This window comes from Sphingopyxis sp. SCN 67-31 (assembly GCF_001725095.1).
Window position 1 is genome coordinate 116,149 of record NZ_MEFH01000056.1, and the last position, 20,122, is coordinate 136,270.

General features: G+C 67.9%; 22 protein-coding genes. 3 read left to right on the forward strand and 19 right to left on the reverse strand.

What is annotated here, in order from left to right; translation table 11 throughout:
- The 4 genes from ABS88_RS10005 to glmU are packed head-to-tail and all read right to left on the reverse strand — an operon-like array spanning window position 1 to window position 2,533.
- Window positions 1–378: a type II toxin-antitoxin system VapC family toxin gene (locus ABS88_RS10005; RefSeq protein WP_067106948.1), complete on the reverse strand. Its 378-nt coding sequence runs from the start codon at window positions 376–378 to the stop codon at window positions 1–3.
- The gene (locus ABS88_RS10010; RefSeq protein WP_083675079.1) at window positions 375–803 is read right to left on the reverse strand and encodes a ribbon-helix-helix domain-containing protein; all 429 of its coding nucleotides are present in this window, start codon (window positions 801–803) and stop codon (window positions 375–377) included. Before ABS88_RS10010 ends, ABS88_RS10005 begins: the two co-directional genes overlap by 4 nt.
- Window positions 804–815: 12 nt before the next feature.
- Window positions 816–1,157 carry a hypothetical protein gene (locus tag ABS88_RS10015; RefSeq protein ID WP_286749675.1) on the reverse strand — a complete coding sequence of 114 codons (342 nt, stop codon included), beginning with the start codon at window positions 1,155–1,157 and terminating at the stop codon, window positions 816–818.
- Entirely contained in the window at window positions 1,154–2,533 is a 1,380-nt protein-coding gene (gene glmU / locus ABS88_RS10020; RefSeq protein ID WP_076075215.1) for a bifunctional UDP-N-acetylglucosamine diphosphorylase/glucosamine-1-phosphate N-acetyltransferase GlmU, read from the reverse strand. Before glmU ends, ABS88_RS10015 begins: the two co-directional genes overlap by 4 nt.
- A 48-nt stretch (window positions 2,534–2,581) precedes the next feature.
- On the opposite strand from glmU, the gene ABS88_RS10025 reads away from it, so the two are divergent.
- A complete protein-coding gene (locus ABS88_RS10025) occupies window positions 2,582–3,253 on the forward strand; it encodes an HAD-IA family hydrolase (protein WP_076075213.1) in 672 nt (223 codons plus the stop codon).
- 13 nt (window positions 3,254–3,266) lie between these two features.
- Here the strand turns inward: ABS88_RS10025 and ABS88_RS10030 are convergent, their stop codons facing one another.
- The 14 genes from ABS88_RS10030 to ABS88_RS10095 all read right to left on the reverse strand — a co-directional run bounded on the left by ABS88_RS10030 (window position 3,267) and on the right by ABS88_RS10095 (window position 16,618).
- Window positions 3,267–4,283, reverse strand: a complete 1,017-nt coding sequence (locus ABS88_RS10030; RefSeq protein WP_083675211.1) for a nucleotidyltransferase domain-containing protein — start codon at window positions 4,281–4,283, stop codon at window positions 3,267–3,269.
- Entirely contained in the window at window positions 4,280–5,146 is an 867-nt protein-coding gene (locus ABS88_RS10035) for an HprK-related kinase A (RefSeq protein ID WP_076075210.1), read from the reverse strand. The genes ABS88_RS10030 and ABS88_RS10035 overlap by 4 nt, the downstream gene beginning before the upstream one ends.
- A complete protein-coding gene (locus tag ABS88_RS10040; RefSeq protein ID WP_083675078.1) occupies window positions 5,143–5,424 on the reverse strand; it encodes an HPr-rel-A system PqqD family peptide chaperone in 282 nt (93 codons plus the stop codon). Before ABS88_RS10040 ends, ABS88_RS10035 begins: the two co-directional genes overlap by 4 nt.
- Complete coding sequence (locus ABS88_RS10045; RefSeq protein WP_067183428.1) at window positions 5,417–5,863, reverse strand: MarR family winged helix-turn-helix transcriptional regulator; 447 nt, start codon at window positions 5,861–5,863, stop codon at window positions 5,417–5,419. The genes ABS88_RS10040 and ABS88_RS10045 overlap by 8 nt, the downstream gene beginning before the upstream one ends.
- 54 nt (window positions 5,864–5,917) lie before the next feature.
- Window positions 5,918–7,966, reverse strand: a complete 2,049-nt coding sequence (locus tag ABS88_RS10050; RefSeq protein ID WP_076075201.1) for a TonB-dependent receptor — start codon at window positions 7,964–7,966, stop codon at window positions 5,918–5,920.
- A complete protein-coding gene (gene maiA / locus ABS88_RS10055; protein WP_076075198.1) occupies window positions 7,963–8,595 on the reverse strand; it encodes a maleylacetoacetate isomerase in 633 nt (210 codons plus the stop codon). Before maiA ends, ABS88_RS10050 begins: the two co-directional genes overlap by 4 nt.
- Before the next feature lie 72 nt (window positions 8,596–8,667).
- Window positions 8,668–9,690, reverse strand: coding sequence for an SO2930 family diheme c-type cytochrome (locus ABS88_RS10060; RefSeq protein ID WP_076075196.1), 1,023 nt, complete (start codon window positions 9,688–9,690; stop codon window positions 8,668–8,670).
- Window positions 9,687–10,907, reverse strand: coding sequence for a parallel beta-helix domain-containing protein (locus ABS88_RS10065; protein ID WP_076075193.1), 1,221 nt, complete (start codon window positions 10,905–10,907; stop codon window positions 9,687–9,689). Before ABS88_RS10065 ends, ABS88_RS10060 begins: the two co-directional genes overlap by 4 nt.
- A 70-nt stretch (window positions 10,908–10,977) precedes the next feature.
- Window positions 10,978–12,021, reverse strand: a complete 1,044-nt coding sequence (locus tag ABS88_RS10070; protein ID WP_076075189.1) for an acyltransferase family protein — start codon at window positions 12,019–12,021, stop codon at window positions 10,978–10,980.
- Window positions 12,018–12,716, reverse strand: a complete 699-nt coding sequence (locus tag ABS88_RS10075) for a GDSL-type esterase/lipase family protein (protein WP_076075187.1) — start codon at window positions 12,714–12,716, stop codon at window positions 12,018–12,020. The genes ABS88_RS10070 and ABS88_RS10075 overlap by 4 nt, the downstream gene beginning before the upstream one ends.
- Before the next feature lie 190 nt (window positions 12,717–12,906).
- Window positions 12,907–13,605: an aspartate/glutamate racemase family protein gene (locus ABS88_RS10080; RefSeq protein ID WP_067106984.1), complete on the reverse strand. Its 699-nt coding sequence runs from the start codon at window positions 13,603–13,605 to the stop codon at window positions 12,907–12,909.
- Window positions 13,606–13,703: 98 nt separating this feature from the next.
- Window positions 13,704–15,128 carry an NAD(P)(+) transhydrogenase (Re/Si-specific) subunit beta gene (locus ABS88_RS10085; RefSeq protein ID WP_076075184.1) on the reverse strand — a complete coding sequence of 475 codons (1,425 nt, stop codon included), beginning with the start codon at window positions 15,126–15,128 and terminating at the stop codon, window positions 13,704–13,706.
- A gap of 62 nt (window positions 15,129–15,190) precedes the next feature.
- Window positions 15,191–15,472 (reverse strand): proton-translocating transhydrogenase family protein, encoded by a 282-nt coding sequence (locus ABS88_RS10090; protein ID WP_067106989.1) that lies wholly within the window; start codon window positions 15,470–15,472, stop codon window positions 15,191–15,193.
- 24 nt (window positions 15,473–15,496) lie between these two features.
- The gene (locus ABS88_RS10095; protein ID WP_076075180.1) at window positions 15,497–16,618 is read right to left on the reverse strand and encodes an NAD(P) transhydrogenase subunit alpha; all 1,122 of its coding nucleotides are present in this window, start codon (window positions 16,616–16,618) and stop codon (window positions 15,497–15,499) included.
- 365 nt (window positions 16,619–16,983) lie between these two features.
- Here ABS88_RS10095 and ABS88_RS10105 point away from each other — a divergent pair, with 365 nt between their 5' ends.
- Window positions 16,984–18,414 (forward strand): sigma-54-dependent transcriptional regulator, encoded by a 1,431-nt coding sequence (locus tag ABS88_RS10105; protein WP_067106997.1) that lies wholly within the window; start codon window positions 16,984–16,986, stop codon window positions 18,412–18,414.
- Between the two features lie 10 nt (window positions 18,415–18,424).
- Window positions 18,425–18,934, forward strand: a complete 510-nt coding sequence (locus ABS88_RS10110) for a hypothetical protein (protein WP_158682220.1) — start codon at window positions 18,425–18,427, stop codon at window positions 18,932–18,934.
- Window positions 18,935–18,941: 7 nt separating this feature from the next.
- On the opposite strand, the gene folP is transcribed toward ABS88_RS10110, so the two are convergent.
- Window positions 18,942–20,072, reverse strand: coding sequence for a dihydropteroate synthase (gene folP, locus ABS88_RS10115; RefSeq protein ID WP_076075177.1), 1,131 nt, complete (start codon window positions 20,070–20,072; stop codon window positions 18,942–18,944).
- Between the last annotated feature and the right edge of the window lie 50 nt (window positions 20,073–20,122).

Below are 20,122 nucleotides of genomic sequence, written 5' to 3' on the forward strand. Positions count from 1 at the left end.
CTATAGGGTGTAGGGGACACGGATGCCCGGCATCGCCGCCGGAAAATCCTTTATATTTCGCGTGACCAGAACACGACCGCGCGTAAGCGCGGTCGCCAGTATGATCGCATCCATGGCTTTGAGCCGAAACCGCTCACGCCGCAGCGCAGCGGCGCGCTCCCCGATTTCGGCGTCGATTTCATCAACCCCGAAACCGGACAGCAGGATTTCCGCGCGCCGCAGACCGTCGCCCTCGCCTTTGGACATGACCTCGATCCACACCGCCCGGCTGATCCAGACCCGCCCCCTTTGCGCGGCGCGTTCCAACTCGGCGCGCGCCTGGGGAAACCCGCGCAGCAAGTCGATGACGATATTGCTGTCGAAAGCAAAGCCGCTCACTTCTTCGCGCGCTTCTTCGGTTTCGCTTTGGTGCCCAGCCGGGTCTGCATCGCCTTTGCCGGATCGGGATGGGTTTCGCCGGGCTTTATTCCCTGTTCGGCCAGCCAGGCTGTGTGAATTTCATATTCGCGATCATCCTGCTCGTCGAACAGATCGGGAAATTCCGCCCGCACTTCCGGATAATCCGGGTCCCAAGGTCGTGTCGATCCGGCGCGCTCACGCCGCTGCCACTCAACGGCGTCGCCGATGTCGGTCCGATCCTTCCACGCCCCGAAACCGGCCTCGATCCAGTCCAGCGGCGTTTGCGGTCGATAAGCCGCCACCGCTTCGCGCAGGATCGCCGCGCGGGACTTCCCCTGCTCGACAGCAAGCTGGTCGAGCCATTTGATATCCTCATCAGGCAAATCGGCGAGTATGCGAGTCATGATATACTGATATCATATCATGATATCATGCCAACCCTGCGCTCCGCCGCCCATGGTCCGGTCGACGAAAATCATCGCGAACTGCACGGGGTCGGCCGCCTCGCCGTTTCCCGCCTCGAAGCGCGCCTTGCCGTCGGTCCATATCTTGCGGATCTGCGCCGGAAGCTCGGGGGTGAAGTTCATCTGCTTCGCGACGATCTCCGGCCAGCGGCCGGTGGTGTTGAAACTCTGATGAAGCTGCGGCTCCATCGCGGTGCAATAGGCTTCGGTCGCCTGGTCGAGGTGGCCGATCGCCTTCAGCACCCAGGCGTCGACGAAGCGCAGGAAGGGCTTGTTCTCGTACCGGTCGCTCATGTTTTCTGCTCCGCCGCCTTCTTCTTGCGCATCGCGTCGTGGAAGCGGTCGGCCCAGCCGGGCTTGACCGACTGTTCGGCGCGCACCAAGCGCAGTTCACCGTCACCGACGTCACGCGTCACCGTGCTGCCCGCACCGACGATCGCGTCGGCACCAACCCGCACCGGCGCGACCAGCGCGCTGTTCGATCCGATAAAGGCGCGCTCGCCGATCTCGGTACGATATTTGAAATAGCCGTCATAGTTGCAGGTGATCGTGCCCGCGCCGATATTGGCCCCCGCGCCGACCGTCGCATCGCCCAGATAGGTCAGATGATTCGCCTTGGCGCCCTTGCCCAGATGCGTCTTCTTGGTCTCAACAAAATTGCCGATCTTCGCCTTTTCGTCGAGCACGGTTCCGGGGCGCAGCCGTGCGAACGGCCCGACCTCGCAGCCCGCGCCGATCTCCGCGCCCTCGATATGACTGAAGCCGCGGATCGTCGCGCCGTCGGCGATCCGCACGCCGGGGCCGAAGAAGACATTGGGTTCGACCGTCACGTCGCGGCCGATTTCGGTATCCCACGAGAACCAGACGGTGTCGGGCGCCTTGAGCGACACGCCAGCCGCCATCGCCTCCTCCCGTTTGAACGCCTGCCACTGCGCCTCGGCGGCGGCGAGTTCGGCGCGGCTGTTGATGCCGGCGACTTCGTCGGCGCCGGTCTCGATCGCGACGACACGGGCTCCTTCGGCGATCGCGCCCGTCGCCACGTCGGGCAGATAATATTCGCCCTGCGCGTTGTCGTTGCCGACGGCGTCGAGAAGGCGCCACATATCGGGCGCACGCGCGACGATGACTCCCGAATTGCACAGATCGACCGCGCGCTCCTCGGCGGTGGCGTCCTTATATTCGACCATCTTGCGGACCGTTCCGTCGGCATCGGCGATGATGCGTCCATAGGCCGCGGCATCGGCGGGCCGGAACCCGAGCACCGCGACCCGCGCGCCCGCGTCGAGCGCCGCGCACAAGCGCAGCACGGTATCGGCGGCCAGCATCGGACAATCGCCGAAACAGACGAGAATCATGCCGCCGAACCCGGAAAGCGCCTCACGCGCCTGTAGCGCCGCGTGCGCGGTCCCCAATTGGGGATCCTGAACGACCGTCACCGCACCGGTGCCGGCCAGCGCGGATTCGACCTGTTCGCGCTTGTCGCCGACGACGACCACGGTCGCCGCCGGGGCCAGCGCGGCAAAGCTGTCCATCAGGTGAAGCAGCATCGGCCGCCCCGCGATCGGGTGGAGCACCTTGTGAAGGTCGGACTTCATGCGGGTGCCCTTGCCGGCGGCAAGGATGACGGCCGCGACGGGCGGGAGGGAGGCGTTGCTCATGCGCCCCGCCATGCCAGCAAATCATTGCGGTTTCCAGACCGTCGCGCCATGGCAGCGCGCATGAGCGACTTTCCCTTTCGCATCGTCGGCTTCGATCTCGACGGCACGTTGATCGACACGCTGGCCGACCTGACCGCCGCGCTCAACCACGCGCTGGGCGTCGCGGGGCGGCCGCCGCAGGATGTCGCGGCGGTGCGGCCGATGGTCGGGCTGGGCGCGGCGCATATGCTCGAACAGGGACTCGCGGCGACCGGCGGCGTCCCCGCCGATGCCTCACCGCGCCTCTACGACGAATTGATCGCCTATTACCGGGCGCACATCGCGGTCCACAGCCGTCCCTTCCCCGGCCTGCTCGCGGCGCTCGACCGCCTCGACGCGCTCGGCGTCCGGACCGCGGTGATGACTAACAAGGCCGAAGACCTCGCACGCCAACTGCTCGGGGACCTGGGGCTCGCCGATCGCATGGCGACGATCATCGGCGGCGACACGCTGGGGCCCGGAAAGCGCAAGCCGTCGCCCGAACCGATCCGCGCGATGATCGAAGCATGCGGCGGCGGGCGCACCGCCTTTGTCGGCGACAGCATCTTCGACGTCATGGCGGCGCGCGGCGCGGGCGCGACCAGCGTCGCGGTCAGCTTCGGCTTCCTGCACCAGCCGGTCGAGGAACTGGGCGCCGATCATGTGATCGACGACTATGCCGAACTGGTGCCGCTGCTCGCCGGCATCCGATGAACAGGGACAGACCCTATTGATTGCGGCGCCACTTGGTCCACAGGTGCCGCGCGAGCAGGACCGGCGGCATGCGCATCCAGTGCGAGCGGATATAGAAGGCCTGCTGCAATAGAAAGTCGGTGGGGCGTCCCCAATCGTCGCGCGCGAGCAGGCGGCGCACATAGAGGCGGTCCGCCGCGCGCGGCTGGCTCCACCCGGCCGGAAGCGTCGCGCCGTAAAGCGCATGCGCCAGCCGCGCCGCGCGGGCGACCTCGGGCCCCAGTTCGTGTTTGTCCGCGCGCGCCGCGAGCCGGTCCCAGAAATCCGGATCGGCGGCCGCGAAATCGCGCGTCAGGCAGTGGAAATCCCACAGGTTGCGCAGACCGCCCTGCAGGTCGCCGTCGGCCAGCAAGTGCGCGGCGCAGTGACACACCATGTCGACCGGACACAGCACCGTGAAACCGTCCGCCGTGGCGACCGCCTCGCTGACCAGCACCAGCGGATCGGGCGTCCGGCGGTGCGTGCGCGGCAGGATGGTGTGGTGGACGTCGATCATGCGGTCGCGGCTGCGATGGATCATCGGCGGCAGTTCGTGCATATGCTCGCGATAATAGGCATCGTCATAGGGGTCCGACTTCACCCATTCCCACCCCGATTCGAGCAGTTCGTTCTCGACTCGTCCGACCTCGTGCCACGGGATCAATATGTCGAGGTCGCCGATCTGCCGCCCCTCGCTGCACGACAGCCCCGCCGCCGCATAGGCGGTACCCTTGAGCAGCACGAATTCGAGCCGTTCGGACGTCAGCGCCCGGCGCGCCATTTCGGCTTCCCACAATGCCTGGGCCTGCGCGACCGCGACGGCCGCGCGCTGGTCGGCAAAGAGCGCGGCGACCGGCGGCGGCAGCGGCGCATCGGCGAGCCGGCAGGCCAGCGTGCCCAGCAAGGCCTCTGCCCGCGCCACCGAGATCACCCCGTCCCACGCGCGCGGCGCCAGCGCCGCCGGGTCCTGCCGCCCGGCAAGCAACGCGACGAGATCGCGCACCGCGCTCACCGCGCCGCCTCCGCCCACAGCCGGTCGACGAGCGCCATGCCGGTGGCGCTGTCGGGATAGGAGACGGCAAAGGCCGGCGTCTCGCGCACCAGCCGCAGCAGCGCGGCAAAACCGGTTTCGCCGAGCGCGACATAGTTGGTCGAGGCTTCGGTCAGGCGCACGAAGGCCTCCCCCTCGCCCATCGGCTCGACCGCCGCCTCGCCGCCGAAGCGCGGGAAGAGGAGCAGCGCCGGGCGCACCGGATCGTGCATCGCCGCGACGGCGTCGGCACGCGGTATCAGGTGGCGGATGTCGCCCTTCGGGGTGCCCGCGAGCAACGGGCCGAGGCGCGCGCGATCGACCCGCGCCGCAACCTCGGCGATCGCCGCGTTCTTCAGGCTGACGGCGCGCGGGAACGCCAGCGCGTCGCCGCTCGCGGGATCGACCAGTGTGAATTCATCACCCATCAGCCGCCAACCGTCCTCGCCGAGCAGCGCCGCGAGCGTCGATTTGCCCGATCCCGATTCGCCCGACAGGATCGCCGCGCGTCCGTCCTTCGCCACCGCGCTCGCATGGAGCAGCAGGTGGCGGCGCCAGCCGAGCGCGACCTGCAGGTTCATCCCCATCTCCGCCGCGAGCAGCCCCATCGACAGGGGCAGCGGCAGCGCATCGGGAACGGTGAAGTCGCCGCCGATCTGCACCGATGGGCGCAGCCAGCGCCGCCACGGCCGCGCCGCGAACAGCCGCACGGTGGCGTCGGCAGGGCGGTCTTCGTCGCCGGGATAGCCGGCGTAGAGACGGTTCAGCGCGGCGATCGGCGCCGCCCAGTCGCTGCCGATGCGGAACTGCACCGGGCCGACCGCGAGGCGCGTTCCATATCTCACACCGGCGCCACCAGCCCCAGTTCCGCCAGTTCGACGAGCCGTTCGGCGACGAGCGCCTGCGCGCCGTCCGCGTCGCCGAGGTCGAATGCTGCTGCCAGCCGCGCGGCGACCGCGGCGGCGTTGCAGCCGTCGGCACCCATCGCCGCCAATATCTCAGGCATCGGCGAAACCACGATATGCGTCTGCGTCGAGCGCCGGTCGAAGATCAGGGTGAGGTCGCCGAGCGGTTCGACGCGCAGCGCGTCGGGAGGCGCGGCGCGATAGGTCCGATCAGCCATAATCTTCGGCGGCGGCGGTCAGCTTGGCGAGGATCGTCATCAGCGTCGCGCGCTCGGCGGCGCTGATATGCGATTCGAGCCGCGCCTCGGTCGCCAGCGCCGCGGGAACGATCGCATCGTAAAGCGAGCGGCCGGTCTCGGTCAGTTCCAGATGATGCGAGCGCCCGTCGGCCTCGTGCGCCTGCCGCGCGATCAGGTTGCGATCGGCGAGCGCCTTTGCCGCCCGGTTGACCGTCACCTTGTCCATCCGCGTCGCCGCGACCAGCTCGCGCTGCGTCTTGGGCCGCCCTTCGCCGAGCACGGCCATCAGCCGCCATTCGGGAATCTTGAGGCCGAACCGGCTCTGATATTCGGCCGCGATCCGGCTCGACAGCGAATTGGACGCGATCGACAGCCGATACGGCAGGAACTGGTCGAGGTTGAGGGTCTTGGGTGGCATGCCCTTTCTTATCGCCAAACCCGGCGCTGTGAAGGTCCGAAGTTACCGTGACGATCAGAAGTTGATGCGCGTGCCGATCCACAAGGTGCGCGGCGTCGCGCGCTCGACGATCCCCGAGGAGGAGATGGCGGCGGGCACCGGCTCGTCGAACAGATTCTCGCCGCGCGCCTCGATCCCGATCACGCCGGAAAGCCGCCACGACAGCCCGGCGTCGAGCGTCAGCGCGTCGCCCAGCCGCTGGAGGCCGAGGTCGTCCTCATTCTGCGCGCCGATATAGCGCAGTGTCGCAAAGCCGCCGAAGGGGCCGCCGCCATTGTCGCGCAGCGACAGGCTGGCGCCGTGCCTCGCGATCTGCGCCGGGCGCCGTCCGTCGAGCGCCGCGGCTGCTCCGGAAGCATCGACGCGCGCGTCGGTATAGGCCCAGGTTGCGCGCAGCACCGCGGGGCCGATCGCCTGCTCGGCGCTGACCTCGACCCCCTTGCTGTCGATTGCGTCGAGATTCTGCCGCTGGCTGTAAGTCGCCCCCGCCGCGACGAAGCCGACGCCGGGGAAATTGCCGGGACCGGTGGCGAGCGTGACGTTGGCGATCGCATTCGACAGCCGGTTCGCGAACAGCGTCGCCGACAGCTTCGTTCCACCGCCCTGCCAATCGGCGCCGACTTCGCCGCCCCACAATCGCTCGGGCTTCAACAGTTCGTTCGCAGCGGTCGCGTCGGCGCCGACGCGGAAGGGGCGATAGAGCTCGTTAAGCGTCGGCAGGCGCCAGCCGCGATAACCCGCGGCGCGCAGCGAAAAGCCGTTCGCGGTCCAGCGCAGCCCGATGCGCCCGCTGCCTTCCCATCCCTGTCGCGCCGCGAAGGTCGCATCGCTGATCGGCGGGCCGCCGAAATTATACTCGTGCCGATAGCCCGCCGCGAGCCACCAGCGGTCGAGGCGTCCGCTGACGGTCCACAGGAAAGCTTCGTGCGGATCGCCGGAGGTCCATTCGGCGAATGTGCCGAGCGTGTCGCTGCTGCCGCCCGCGACGCGATGGCGGCCGGGGACGAGGCCGGTGAAGAAATAATCCTCCTCGGTACGTCCGACGGTCCGACGCCAGTCGACGCCGACCCGCAGCGGATTGGCGTCGCCGATCGCCGGGCGCAATTCGACGCGCCCGCCGAGTCCGGTCGCGGGCACGCGCTGGAACAGCGCCGGCGCGACGCTGTTCCGATCCGCCGCGACGCTGGCGAAACCGCTGTCGAAATCGCGCTGCTGGACATAGGCGAGCGCCAGCCACTGGGTCGCGCCCGCCGGGTCGTGGACGAAGCGCAGGCTGGCATCGACCCCATCGATCCGGCTGGTGGTGAAATCGACGCCGCGGTCGCGCCGGTCGGAAAAGCCGCGCAGGCTCGCCTCGACCCGGCTGTCGGCGCCCGCGTCGAACCGCAGCCGCACGCCGAGCCCACCCTGCTCATAAGGCGCCGCCCGATCGACCGCGCCGCGCTGTCCCGCCGTTACGGGCACGAAGCCGTCGCCGCGGCTGTAGCGCCCGTCGATCGCGACCTGCCCGGCGCCGAGCCGCGCTCCGGCGCTGAGCGTCGCGTCCCAGCCGTCGCGGCTGCCGTGGGCGAAGCTCGCCTCGATGCCGTCCGCCATTTCGGAATAGAGGCCGATCGTGCCGGCGAGCGCGCCGGGCCCGTCGGCGCCGCTGCCGCCGCCGCGCGCGACGACGATGCCGCCGAGCCGGATCGCGTCATAGGCGCTCCACGCGACCCAGGCGCCGAAGGGGTCGGCCTGCGGCACGCCGTCGAGCGTCACCAGCGCGCGGCTCGACGCATTGCCGCCGAGCCCGCGCAGCGTCACGCCCTGGCTCGTCGGATGCGCGGTGCGTCCGTCGGAGCGCCGGAACTGGACGATCCCCGCCTCGTCGCGCAGCCGGTTTTCGATGCGCGAGCCGAGGCCGGGGTCGAGATCGCGCAGCACCGCCACGCCCTGCGCCCCGTCGCCCGGCGCCGGTCGCAGCAATCCCGCGCCGGTGACGACGATGTCCTGGTCGCCGGTCTCCTCGGCCAGCGCCGTCACCGGCAGCGCCAGCGCCGCGACCCCCGCGAGGAGCCGGATCATGCCGCCTTCACCGCGTCGGGGTGCGCCCGCTGGAACGCGTCCAGCCCCGTGCACGCCGCGTCGATGGCGACGAGCCGCGGATAGGCATCGAGCGGCACATCGAACCGCCGCGCATTGTACATTTGCGGCACCAGGCAGCAGTCGGCGATTCCGGGCGTTTCGCCGCCAAGATAGCGGCCGTCGCCCGCCATCGCCTCGAGCGCGTCGAAGCCCTCGATGATCCAGTGGCGATACCAGCGGTCCTTGGTCTGCTCGTTGAGCCCGAGGTCGCGCTTCAGATATTTGAGCACGCGCAGATTGTTGAGCGGGTGGATGTCGCAGGCGACGACCTGCGCCTGCGCGAGCGCGACCGCGCGCGGCATCGCGTCATCGGGGATCAGCCGCGGTTCGGGAAAGGCGCGGTCGAGCCAGTCGATGATCGCGAGGCTCTGGATGATCGTCTGCCCGTCGGCGACGAGCAGCGGCACGAAGCCCTGCGCATTCTGCGCGAGATAGGAGTCGCTCTTCTGCTCGCCCGCGATCAGGCTGATCTCGACGCGCTCATAGGCGAGTCCCTTCAGATTCAGCGCGATGCGGACGCGATAGCTGGCCGAGGAGCGGAAATAATCGTGGAGGACGAGCGAGGTCATGGCCCGACCTAGGGTCAGTTTGGCGCTCTTGGCAAGCATCCGGCGAAAAGCAGCGGACGGTATGTCCGGCCATCACTCGCCTTTCGGCATCTCCGCTATCCATTGCCGCAGCAGCGCCACGCCTTCCCTGTGCACGGTCGAGCGCCCGATCTCGGGCATCGCGATGCCGGGGTCGAGGCTTTCGAGGCGGTAGATGAGGAAGCTGTGGTCGGGATCGCCGGGCTTTATCGCGAACTCCATCCCGCCGCTGCCGCGTCCCGCGGCGGTCGGGCGCTTGCCGACGCCGTAATTGACGCCCACCGGGTCGGTCCAGCGCAGGAACAGCCCGCTGTTCGACGCGCTACCCTCGGGGTTGTGGCAATAGCTGCAATTGGCGTCGAGATAGGCGCGCGCGCGGTCATGGAGCGATCCGCTCGCCGGATCGTCCCAGCGCGGCATCGGCGCGACCGGCCGCGCCGGGCCGGTCAGGAACCGCGCGACATCGCCGCGCGCCGCCGCCGCGCCGAAATCGATGTTCGCCGCCTTCGGCCCGATCGGGACGATCGCGCCCGCCTTGCTGTGGCATTCCTTGCACTGATTCTTGTTGGGCACCGCGTACCGGATGCTGTGCGCCTCGCCGTCGGGGCTCCGGAACGTCACCGGAACCCGCCGCCCGGCCAGCGCCAGCGTCGCGTCCTTCCCATCGGCGTCCCAGATATAGGGCAGCGCCGCCCAGCCGTCCGCACGGTGGATCAGCAGCCGCGTCTCGAGCGGAGCGCCGCCCGCCCGGTCGGGCCAGCCGAAACTCTTGACGATCACGGTGCCGAGCGGAAAGGCGATCGCGCCATCGTCGGCCACCTCGGCATGCTGGCCCGGCGGGATCCAGATCAGCCGGTGCTTCTCGGCATAGTCGCTGAACAGCGGGGTGTGCAGCGTATAGGGCAGCAGACCGCCGACCGGCTCGCTGGTGCCGACGCGAAACAGGCCGAATTCGGACAGTTTGCGCGGCATCGTATCGCCGTCGATCACCGCCTGCTGCGGCCCCGGTTCGGACACCGCGACCGCGCCGCTCGCACACAGCAGCGCGGCGGCCAGCGCGGCGGCGACGCGCCTCACCGGACCTTCGCCTCCATCGCCGCGGGCAGCGTGATGCCGGGAAGCGGCGTCGGCGCCTCGCCTTTCAGGTCGGCGGGCGACGGCTTCGCCTCGCTCTGCGGCGTCGATACGTCGGGCAGGTTCAGCGACAGCACGGCGACGTCGTCGTTGACGATCGCGCTCCCCGCACCGTCCCACAGCACCGGGGGGATCGCGCCGCCCATCGCCGCCGCGATCTCCGCCCCGCCCGGAAACGCCGGTGCGAACCCGGCCTTGCCATGCTCGTTGTTCCACGCGGCGATGTCGCGGGGCAGCGGCTGATATTTGTCGTCCTGATAGGGATAGCGATAGCCGACGATCATCACATTGGCGGTGCCGTTGTTCTCGAACACATTGTCGAATATCTCGACCCGGCTGTTCGCCATCACCAGCACGCCGGTGCCGGTGGGGACGCTCGCGACGATATTGCCCTTCGGTGCGAAATTGGGGGTGCTGTTGTCGTTGACGACATTGTCGAAGACGCGGACATTGTGCCCACCCTGCTGCGGCAGGCTGGGCAGGTCGAAGACAAGGATGCCGCCGGTGTTCTTCGTCGCGACATTGTCGTGGACGTCGGCGTCGAAGCTGTTCTCGATCTCGATCCCCGCGACATTCTCGGTCGCGATCGAATCGCGCACGACGATATTGCGCGACTGGCCGACATAGATGCCCGCGTCCGACGCGCCGCGGACATAGACGCTGTCGATCAGCACGTCGCTGCTCTCGACCGGATAGATGCCATAGGCGCCGTTGGTCTCCTTCGGCCCCGCGGTCCATTCGACGCGCAGCCGGTGATAGACGATGCGGTCGGCGCCCTTCGACTTGATTCCGTCGCCCTTGGTGTTGAGCACCGCGAAATTCGTCAGATACACGTCGTCGGAAGTGACGAGCAGCCCCTCGCCCGCCCCCTGCTGGTCGGAGAAATCGAGGATCGAGCCGGTGCCCTCCTTCGTCCCCGCGCCGCGCAGCGTGACCTTGTCGACATCGAGCGAGAGCCCGTCGGTCAGCTTCCACACCCCGGCGCCCAGTTCGACGATGTCGCCGGGCTCGGCCAGGATCAGCGCTTCCTGCAAAGCCTCGTTGGCGTCGGGGCCGCCGGGCGCGACGGATATGGTCTTTGCCCCCGCGGGGAAGGCCGCGAGCATCGCCACGGCGGCGATCCCAAGGCCAAGGGCGTGCGGCAGCTGGTGGACTCGCATCTCTTTCTCCCATCCTCTCACGCCGATCATGGGACAATCGCGCGGCGCTGCCAAGCCCGGTGGCGGCGGATCAGCCGGACGGCGCCCGCGCGGCAAGCGGAGTGCGGACGCGCGCGGCCCACGCCGTCAGCCGGCGCTTCATCCACGCCGACACCGGGCGCTCCCAATAATGGGTCAGCAGATGCGCGAGCAGCAGCGCACAGCCCAGCGCGACCGCGAACGACACCCAGGGTCCGACCCCCAGCTCCTGCAGGTGCGCGATCAGCGCGTATCCGAGCATCTGGTGCGTCAGATAGAGCGCATAGGAAATGCCGCCGAGCCAGGTCAGCGGTCTCGCGAGGCGTCCGGGCTGCCAGCGGGTCAGGCAGGCGAAGCTCATCGCCAGCACGATCAGGCCGACGACGATCAGCCCGTGCCAGCCATCGTAAAGCGCCTCGACCAGCGGCGTCGCGGGCAGGATCGCCGCCTGCGCGAGCGAAAAGCCGCGCGTGCGCAGCAGGTAGAGTGCCAGACCGCAGCCGAACAGGTCGGCATATTGGTTGAGCATCAGCAACAGGTGCAGCGGATGCGGGATATAGGGCGCGGCGACCGAAAACAGCGCCGCCCCCGCCACCATGTAATGCGGCAGGATCGAAACGATCCGCGCGCCGCCGAGCCGCAGGGCGGTGAAGAGAAAGGCATAGAAACCCAGCTCATAGGCAAGGCTCCAGTAGACGCCGTCGACCGCCCCGACCCGCACGAAGGACTGCATCATCGTCAGGTTGATCAGGAATTCGCCCGCACTGACGCTGTAGGCAATCCAGTGCGACGAGGTCAGCACCGCGAAGGTCAGCAGGCAGGCGAGCCAATAGACGGGATAGAGCCGCGTGAAGCGCGAGATCAGGAATTGCGACGCACTGCTGCGTTCGAGCGACATCAGGATGACGAAGCCCGACACGACGAAGAACAGGTGGACGCCATAGCCGCCCGCTTCGAAGGCGATGGGGATCGGCCGCGCTGCCGGGGCGAAGCGCGGCAGGATGACGCTGTAGTGGAACAGCAGCACCGCGAGCGCGGCGAGGCCGCGCATGATGTCGAGGCTCTGGAGCCGGATTTTCGGCGCCTCACCGCTCATCGCGCCGCCACCGGCAGGCCGTTGATCGCAGCCGCCACCACCAGTCCGCCGGCACGGTTCAGGTGCAGGCCGTCGCCGCTGTCGTAGGCCGGCCGGAGTGCGCCGTCGGCACCGGCAAGCCCGGCGGTCACGTCGACGAAGCGGCAGCGCGCGCGGCACGCCTGCGCCAGCAGCGCATTGGTCCGCGCAATGGCGCGCTGCAGGTCGTGCCGGGGCGGCTTCGCTCCAACAGGTGCGATCGATACGAGCCGGATCGGAGTCGGGGCCGGGATGGCGGCCTCCGCCTGCTCGAACGCCGCGCGCACCGCTTCGGGGTCGCGGCCGCGCAGCAGGTCGTTAACGCCGGCCCACAGCACCACCGCCTTCGCCTCGCCCGGCTGGCGATAGTCGGCGATGCGCCGCGCGACGTCGCGCATCGTGTCGCCGCCCGCGGCGAAATTATAGGCGGGCATATCGAGCGCCGCGGTGTCGAGCCGCTGCAACTGGCTGTCGCCGGCCAGCAGCAACCGGCCCGGCGCCGCGTCGGCGTCGATGGCACGGAACAGGCGGTGGCTTTGCGCGCCATAGGCGCTCGGTTCGGGCTGGAGCCACGACGCGCGCCAGCGCTGCGCGTCGATCAGGTCGGGGCGCAGCAGCGCGAGCGCCACGATCCCGTGCAGGACCGCGATGTAGACAAGAGCCAGAGCAACCCGCACGCGTTCGAAACACCCCCACCCACAACCGGTCCCGATCGGCCCTGGAGTGCGTTCGGTTTTGATGGAATCAAAACCGGCACTCCAGATTCTTGTCTTGCCGCGTTTTCCGAGCCGTCAGGCGGTTCCGCCTGACTTGAAAACACTCTAGCGGTCCGGCCTTAAGAATCCGATACTGTCGCGCGGCGGCGGCCTACGGTTCGTCGCCCAGAATCCAGTCGATGCCGGCGGCGACGTGGATGCGCGTCGTGTCGTAGATCGGCAGCACATTGGCGTCGGGATCGACGAGCATGACCAGTTCGGTGCAGGCGAGCACCAGCGCCTGCACGTCCTGCTTCGCAATGTCGGTGATGATGGTGCGCATCGTCCGCCGCGAATCCTCGGTCACGCGGCCCTGCATCAGTTCGTCATAGATGATGCGGTCGACCGCGTCGGCGCTGTCCGCGTCATAGGGCGCGAGCGTCAGCCCGTGCCGCACCAGCCGCTGGCGGAACCACGGCTCGGTCATCACGTTGCGCGTGCCGATCACCGCCGCGGTCCGGATGCCGTCGGCGCGCATCTTCGCGCCCGTTTCGTCGACGATGTGGATCAGCGGGATGGCGATCGCCGCCGCGACCTCTTCGGCGACCTTGTGCATCGAATTGGCGGCGATCATCAGCGCCGTCGCTCCCGCCTTTTCCAGCCGCCGCGCCGAGGCGATCAGCACCTCCTGCGCGTGCGCCCACTGTTCGGGCGTCGTCAGCCGCGACAGGTCGCAATAGTTGAGGCTCTCCAACAGGATTGGCGCCGAACAGCTCGATCCGATGCGTTTCTGCAGTCCCTTGTTGAGGTGGCGATAATAGAGCTCGGTGGAGGCCCAGCTCATTCCACCGATCAGGCCGATCTTGCGCATCGTGAATATTGTCCCTCTTTCGTCATCCTGGCGACGCCGGGATCGATAACGGTTTCAAACCGATAACGATCCCGCTTTCGCCGCCGCGACGGTCGAGGTCAATGGCCGCTGCCGCTGAGCGCCTTGACGATATCGTCGGCCATCTTCTTCGCATCGCCGAGCAGCATCATCGTCTGGTCCATGTAGAAAACGTCGTTGTCGACCCCGGCATAGCCGACGCCGCCCATCGAGCGCTTGACGAACAGCACCGTCTTCGCCTTCTCGACGTCGAGCACCGGCATGCCGTAGATCGGCGACGTCTTGTCGGTCTTCGCCGCCGGGTTGGTCACGTCGTTGGCGCCGATGACGAAGGCGACGTCGCACTGGGCGAATTCGTTGTTGATGTCCTCCAGTTCGAACACCTCGTCATAGGGGACGTTCGCCTCGGCGAGCAGGACGTTCATGTGGCCCGGCATGCGCCCCGCGACCGGGTGGATCGCATATTTGACGTTGACGCCTTCCTTCTTGAGCAGGTCGGCCATCTCGCGCAGTGCGTGCTGCGCCTGCGCGACCGCCATGCCGTAGCCGGGGACGATGATGACATTGTCGGCCTGGCTCATCAGGAAGGCCGCGTCGTCGGCGCTGCCCGGCTTCCACGGCCGCTGTTCCTTCGCGGCGCCGCCCGCCGAGGAGGTGTCGGCGCCGAAGCCGCCGGCGATCACGCTGATGAAGCTGCGGTTCATCGCGCGGCACATGATGTAGGACAGGATCGCGCCCGACGAGCCGACGAGCGCGCCGGTGATGATCATCGCGGTGTTGCCGAGCGTGAAGCCCATCGCCGCCGCCGCCCAGCCCGAATAGCTGTTGAGCATCGAGACGACGACCGGCATGTCGGCGCCGCCGATCGGGATGATGAGCAGGAAGCCGATCAGGAAGCTCAGGCCCGTGATCGTCCAGAACACCCAGCCCGACTGGTCGGTCAGGAAATAGCCGATCAGGCCGAGGATCGCGGCGAGCGTGCCAAGGTTGATCAGATGGCGCAGCGGCAGCATGATCGGCGCGCCCGACATATTGCCGTTGAGCTTCAGGAAGGCGATCACCGATCCCGAAAAGGTGATCGCGCCGATCGCGACACCCAGCCCCATCTCGACCCGGCTGACGGTGAAGATTTGGCCCAGTTCGTCGGCGATGCCGAACGCGCCCGGGTTCAGATAGGCGGCGGCGGCCACCGCCACCGCGGCGAGGCCGACGAGGCTGTGGAACGCCGCGACGAGCTGCGGCATCGCGGTCATCGCGATCTTGCGCGCCATCACGATGCCGATGACGGCGCCGATCGCGATCGCGCCGAGCACCTCGACCGGGTTGGCGAGTTCGTGCGTCACCAGCGTGGTGACGACCGCGATCGTCATGCCCGCCATGCCGAAACGATTGCCGCGCCGTGCCGAAGCCGGCGACGACAGGCCGCGCAGCGCAAGGATGAAGAAGACCCCGGAAACCAGATAGGCCAGCGCCACCCAGGGATTGATCGGTGCGAGTTCGTGCATGCTAATTCCCCTGCCGAGCCGGCCGTCCCCGCCTCGTCATCAAATCCATGGATTGCAGCGCCTTAGCGCTCCTTCTTCTTGTACATCGCAAGCATGCGCCCGGTGACCGCGAAGCCGCCGAAGATATTGATGCTCGCCATCACCACCGCGGCAAGGCCCAGCCATTTCGACAGCGGCGATCCCGCCGCGGCGCTGGCGATCAGCGCGCCGACGATGATGACCGAGGAAATCGCGTTGGTGACGCTCATCAGCGGCGTGTGCAGCGCCGGCGTCACCGACCAGACCACGAAATAACCGACGAAGCAGGCCAGGATGAAAATCGAGAAAATCGCAATGAAATCCATGTTATATCTCCCGATCTTCCTTGACTACCCGAGCAACCGCTCGTTCACGACCTTGCCGCCCTGCGTCAAGCGGACGGCATTGCCGATCTCTTCGTCGAGTACCGGCCTTCCCTGTTCCTTGTCCCAGAAGGCGGAAAGGAAGTTGAACAGGTTGCGGCTGAACAGCGCGCTGGTGTCGGCGGGCATCAGCGCGGCGATATTCTGCGCGCCGATCACCGTGACCCCGTGAATCCGCTTCGTCTCGCCCGACACCGATCCTTCGACATTGCCGCCGCTTTCGGCCGCCATGTCGACGATCACGCTGCCCGTGCGCATCGTCGCGAGCTGCGCGTCGCTGATCAGGCGCGGCGCCGGGCGTCCCGGGATCAGCGCGGTGGTGATGACGATGTCCTGCTTGGCGATATGCGACGACACCAGTTCGGCCTGCGCCGCCTTATATTCGTCGGACATTTCGGTCGCATAGCCGCCCGCGCCTTCGCCCTCGATCCCCGCCACGCTTTCGACGAAGATCGGTTTGGCGCCGAGCGAGAGGATCTGTTCCTTCGTCGCCGAGCGCACGTCGGTCGCGCTGACCTGCGCGCCCAGGCGGCGCGCGGTCGCGATCGCCTGAAGCCCCGCGACGCCGACGCCCATGATGAAGGCCTTGGCGGCGCTGACCGTGCCAGCGGCGGTCATCATCATCGGAAAGGCGCGGCCATAGGCGTTCGCCGCCATCAGCACCGCCTTGTAACCGGAAAGGTTCGCCTGGCTGGAAAGGATGTCCATCGACTGCGCGCGGGTGATGCGCGGCATGAACTCCATCGCCAGCGCCTCGAGTCCGAGCCTGGCATATTCGTCGACCCGCGCCCGCTCGCCGAACGGGTTCAGCCCGGCGGCGAGCCACGCGCCATCGGCGAAACCCGACAGACCCTGCGGATCGGGCCCCTGGATGGCGAGGATGATCCCCGCGCCCTTCAACACGTCGGCACGCGATGCGACGCTCGCACCGGCGGCGGCATAGTCGGCGTCGGCGATCGAAGCCCGTTCCCCTGCCCCGGTCTCGACGGCAACTTCAGCGCCCAGGCCGATGAATTTCTTCACGGTTTCCGGGGTCGCGGCGACACGGGACTCGCCGGGGGCGAGCTCCCTCAGGACAGCAATGCGCATGCGGTCGTGCGTCAGGAGATCAGCAGGACGACGACGATGGCCACGATGCCGGTGGCGATCGCGCCGACCTTGAACAGGCTGAGGAAGCCCGAATAGGTTTCGTTCGCCGCCTGCATTTGCTGTTCCGCCATGGCTTTTCCCCTTGCCTCTTCCCCGTCGAAGGCGCGCGGAAATGCGGCCCAGAATCGGGTCTCGCGCCGGTCTTAGCCACGCCTTTCGCGATGCTCAAGGCCCGCTTTGCCATCATGGCACCTTGCGGCACGCCCGAAAGCCCTTAATCGCCCCTTTACTCCTGTCCGCTACAAGCCTGCATCAAAGCGGAACACTTCCGCGGGGACCGGCGGCAAAGGACGGATTCGAGGGCGATGGCAAGCACGCGCGACACGCGAACGGTGATGATCGTCGACAGCGAGCCGGCGCAACAGCGCTTTCTGTCGGCGCTGGCGTCGCGCGGCGGCTGGCGCAGCGTCATCGCCGCCGATACCGACACCGCGCTCGCCCGGCTCGGCACGCAGGACGGGATGGCGCTCGACGCGGTGCTCGTCGATCAGGGCGTGCCCGGCCTGCCGCTCGGCGAGTTCGTCGGCGAACTGCGCCGCTGGCGGCCCGCGCTGCCGCTGATCGTCATCACGATGCGCAACGGAGTCGAAGCGGCGGTCACCGCGATGCGCGCGGGCGCGAGCGATTTCGTGCAGAAGCCGATCGCCCCCGACCGCCTGCTCGGCGCGCTCGACCGCATCGCCTCGCCCGGCGGTCCGCAGGGCGAGCTTCGTCCGCTCACCGAAAAGCTGCGCGCGCCGCTGGCGTTCGAGGAAATCATCGGCTCGGCGCCCAATTTCCGCAGCGCGCTCGCCATCGCCGCCAAGGCGGCGCGCGCGCGCGTGCCGGTGATGATCAACGGCCGCACCGGGACCGGCAAGGAAGTGTTCGCCCGCGCGATCCACGGCGCCTCGCCGCGCGCCCGCGGCCCGCTCGTCATGGTCGACTGCTCGGCGGTATCGCCAGGGCTGATCGGATCGGGCCTGTTCGGGCACGAGCGCGGCGCCTTTCCCGGCGCGTTCGACCGTCAGGTCGGCCGGCTGGTCCAGGCCGACGGCGGCAGCCTGATCATCGATCATGTCGAATGCATCCCGCTCGAGACGCAGGCGAAGCTCGTCGAGTTCCTGAACAGCGGCGAAGTGCAGATGATCGGCGGCTCGATCCGCCAGAGCGTCGATGTGCGCATCATTTCGACCAGCGCGAGCCCGCTCGACAAGCTGATCGAGGCGGGGCATTTCCGCGAGGACCTGTTCTATGCGCTGTCGGCGGCGCAATTCACCCTGCCCGCACTGTCCGAGCGGCGCGGCGACGTCGGGCCGCTTGCCCGCCACCTGCTCGCCCGCATTGGCGGCCTGCCCGGCATGGGGCCGATCGGCGTCACCGACGACGCGCTGCGCCTGCTCGCCGCCTATGCGTGGCCGGGCAACGTCCGCCAGTTGCAGGACGTGCTGTTCCGCGCCGCGGTCGCCAGCGAGACCGACGTGCTGACAAGCGCCGATTTCAAGGCGATCGAGGCGGCGCTCGGCGGCAGCGCGTCAAGCGGCAGCGACGTCGCGATCAACGGCGAGGCAATCGGCATCACCCTCTATCTGCCCGACGGCAACCTGCGCCCGCTCGAAGAAATCGAGGCCGACGTCATCCGCCTCGCCATCGGCCACTACCGCGGCCGGATGAGCGAAGTCGCCCGTCGGCTCGGGATCGGGCGCTCGACGCTCTATCGCAAGCTGAGCGATCTGGGGATCGACACGGCGGCGTGAGAAACCAGAGATGAGATATGACAATCCGCCGAGCAGCGACGCCTTATATCTGGGCGATGGCGAGTGGATGAGTTGGGAAGACTTCGGCGAAGATGAAGAATTCGACGAAGATCTTGAACAATCTGAAGCGCGCGAAGCACTTTCTGATCCCGATCCCCGTCTCATAGAAATCTTCGACCAATTACTCGATACGGCAAGGGATTATCACAACCTCACCGGTAAGCATCTGCAAGTTTATGGCGATCTCGGCGAGCTACATGGCGCAATAAAATATGGAATCCGGCTTCACCGGAACTATGCGCAGGGTTCAGATGGTCGATTGGGAAATGACCTGATCGAGATCAAGACCATTAGCCCAATCAAATCGACGAATGTTATCGAATTGAATTTCAGCCGAAATTTCAGCAAGGTTCTCATCGTCAAAATCGATGAGAATTTTAAAATTCATTCAAAGCTGATCGAACGCAAATCTCTTCGCAAGAAGCAAGGCAAGAAGCGCATCCGCTGGAGCGCATTTTAGCGAACCGTCACCCCGTCAGCGCCGCATCCCTGAGCCCGCGCCAGACGCGCAGCGCCTGCCGGGTTTCCGCAACGTCATGGACGCGCAGCAACTGCGCGCCTAGCGCCGCCGCCTGATAGTGGAGCGCGATGCTGCCGCCGAGCCGCTGATCGACGGCGGCTTCATTGTCGAGCGCGCCGATCATCCGCTTGCGGCTGGCGCCGAACAGGATCGGACAGCCGAGCGTGTGGAACAGCGCCAGCCCGCCCACCAGCGCCAGATTGTCGGCGACCCCCTTGCCGAAGCCGATGCCCGGATCGACGATGATCCTCGCGGGGTCGATCCCCGCCGCACGGCACGCCGCGACGCGGTCGGCGAGCATGTCGTAGACGTCGAGCAGGACGTGGTCATAGCGGGCGCCCTCGTGCGGGTCGCTCTTCGCCGAGGGCGCGTGCATCAGCACCACCGGGCAGCCGGCGCGCGCGACGACCTCCATCGCGCGGTCGTCGTAGCGCAGCGCCGAAATATCGTTGACGATGCCGGCACCCGCGGCGAGCGCCGCCTCCATCACCGCGGCCTTGCGCGTGTCGATCGATACCGCGACACCGCCCTTCGCCAGCGCGGCGACGACGCCCTCGATGCGCCCGATCTCGTCGCCTTCCCAGACGAGCGGCGCGCCTGGGCGCGTCGATTCGCCGCCGACGTCGACGATCGCGGCGCCTGCCGACGCCATGGCGAAACCGGCATCGGTCGCGGCGGCGGCATCGACATGCTTGCCGCCGTCGGAAAAGCTGTCGGGGGTGACGTTGAGGATGCCGACGATCTGCGGCTCGTTCAGCCGCACCGTGCGTTCGCCGAGCGCCAGCACGGCGCGGGGCCGACAGGTGGCGGCGCGCTGCGCGGTCGCCGCCTCGGCCAGGCGGTCGGGCATCGCGGCGATCCAGTCGTCCAGTTCGGGGACCGGAACGATCGCCGACCGGACGGCATCGCCGTCGCGCAGGCTGACATGCCACGCGGCGAACCACAGCATCGTGTCGGCGATGCGCAGACAGCCGTCGCCGAGTTCGTGCGGCCGGTCGATGAAGCAGGCGGGGCGCAGATAGATGCGAGCGCCCTCCCCCGTCGCGCCGAGGTCGGGCTTGGTCAATGGAGCGAACATCCGCCTCCCCTTCTCCGTTCGTGCTGAGCTTGTCGAAGCACCGTTCTTCC

Bases quoted from the DNA above. Each gene is read 5' to 3' on its own strand.
- ABS88_RS10010 (WP_083675079.1), bottom strand. From the start codon at position 803: ATGACTCGCATACTCGCCGATTTGCCTGATGAGGATATCAAATGGCTC.
- ABS88_RS10015 (WP_286749675.1), bottom strand. From the start codon at position 1,157: ATGAGCGACCGGTACGAGAACAAGCCCTTCCTGCGCTTCGTCGACGCC.
- glmU (WP_076075215.1), bottom strand. From the start codon at position 2,533: ATGGCGGGGCGCATGAGCAACGCCTCCCTCCCGCCCGTCGCGGCCGTC.
- ABS88_RS10025 (WP_076075213.1), top strand. From the start codon at position 2,582: ATGAGCGACTTTCCCTTTCGCATCGTCGGCTTCGATCTCGACGGCACG.
- ABS88_RS10040 (WP_083675078.1), bottom strand. From the start codon at position 5,424: ATGGCTGATCGGACCTATCGCGCCGCGCCTCCCGACGCGCTGCGCGTC.
- ABS88_RS10045 (WP_067183428.1), bottom strand. From the start codon at position 5,863: ATGCCACCCAAGACCCTCAACCTCGACCAGTTCCTGCCGTATCGGCTG.
- ABS88_RS10050 (WP_076075201.1), bottom strand. From the start codon at position 7,966: ATGATCCGGCTCCTCGCGGGGGTCGCGGCGCTGGCGCTGCCGGTGACG.
- maiA (WP_076075198.1), bottom strand. From the start codon at position 8,595: ATGACCTCGCTCGTCCTCCACGATTATTTCCGCTCCTCGGCCAGCTAT.
- ABS88_RS10065 (WP_076075193.1), bottom strand. From the start codon at position 10,907: ATGCGAGTCCACCAGCTGCCGCACGCCCTTGGCCTTGGGATCGCCGCC.
- ABS88_RS10070 (WP_076075189.1), bottom strand. From the start codon at position 12,021: ATGAGCGGTGAGGCGCCGAAAATCCGGCTCCAGAGCCTCGACATCATG.
- ABS88_RS10080 (WP_067106984.1), bottom strand. From the start codon at position 13,605: ATGCGCAAGATCGGCCTGATCGGTGGAATGAGCTGGGCCTCCACCGAG.
- ABS88_RS10085 (WP_076075184.1), bottom strand. From the start codon at position 15,128: ATGCACGAACTCGCACCGATCAATCCCTGGGTGGCGCTGGCCTATCTG.
- ABS88_RS10090 (WP_067106989.1), bottom strand. From the start codon at position 15,472: ATGGATTTCATTGCGATTTTCTCGATTTTCATCCTGGCCTGCTTCGTC.
- ABS88_RS10095 (WP_076075180.1), bottom strand. From the start codon at position 16,618: ATGCGCATTGCTGTCCTGAGGGAGCTCGCCCCCGGCGAGTCCCGTGTC.
- ABS88_RS10105 (WP_067106997.1), top strand. From the start codon at position 16,984: ATGGCAAGCACGCGCGACACGCGAACGGTGATGATCGTCGACAGCGAG.
- ABS88_RS10110 (WP_158682220.1), top strand. From the start codon at position 18,425: ATGAGATATGACAATCCGCCGAGCAGCGACGCCTTATATCTGGGCGAT.
- folP (WP_076075177.1), bottom strand. From the start codon at position 20,072: ATGTTCGCTCCATTGACCAAGCCCGACCTCGGCGCGACGGGGGAGGGC.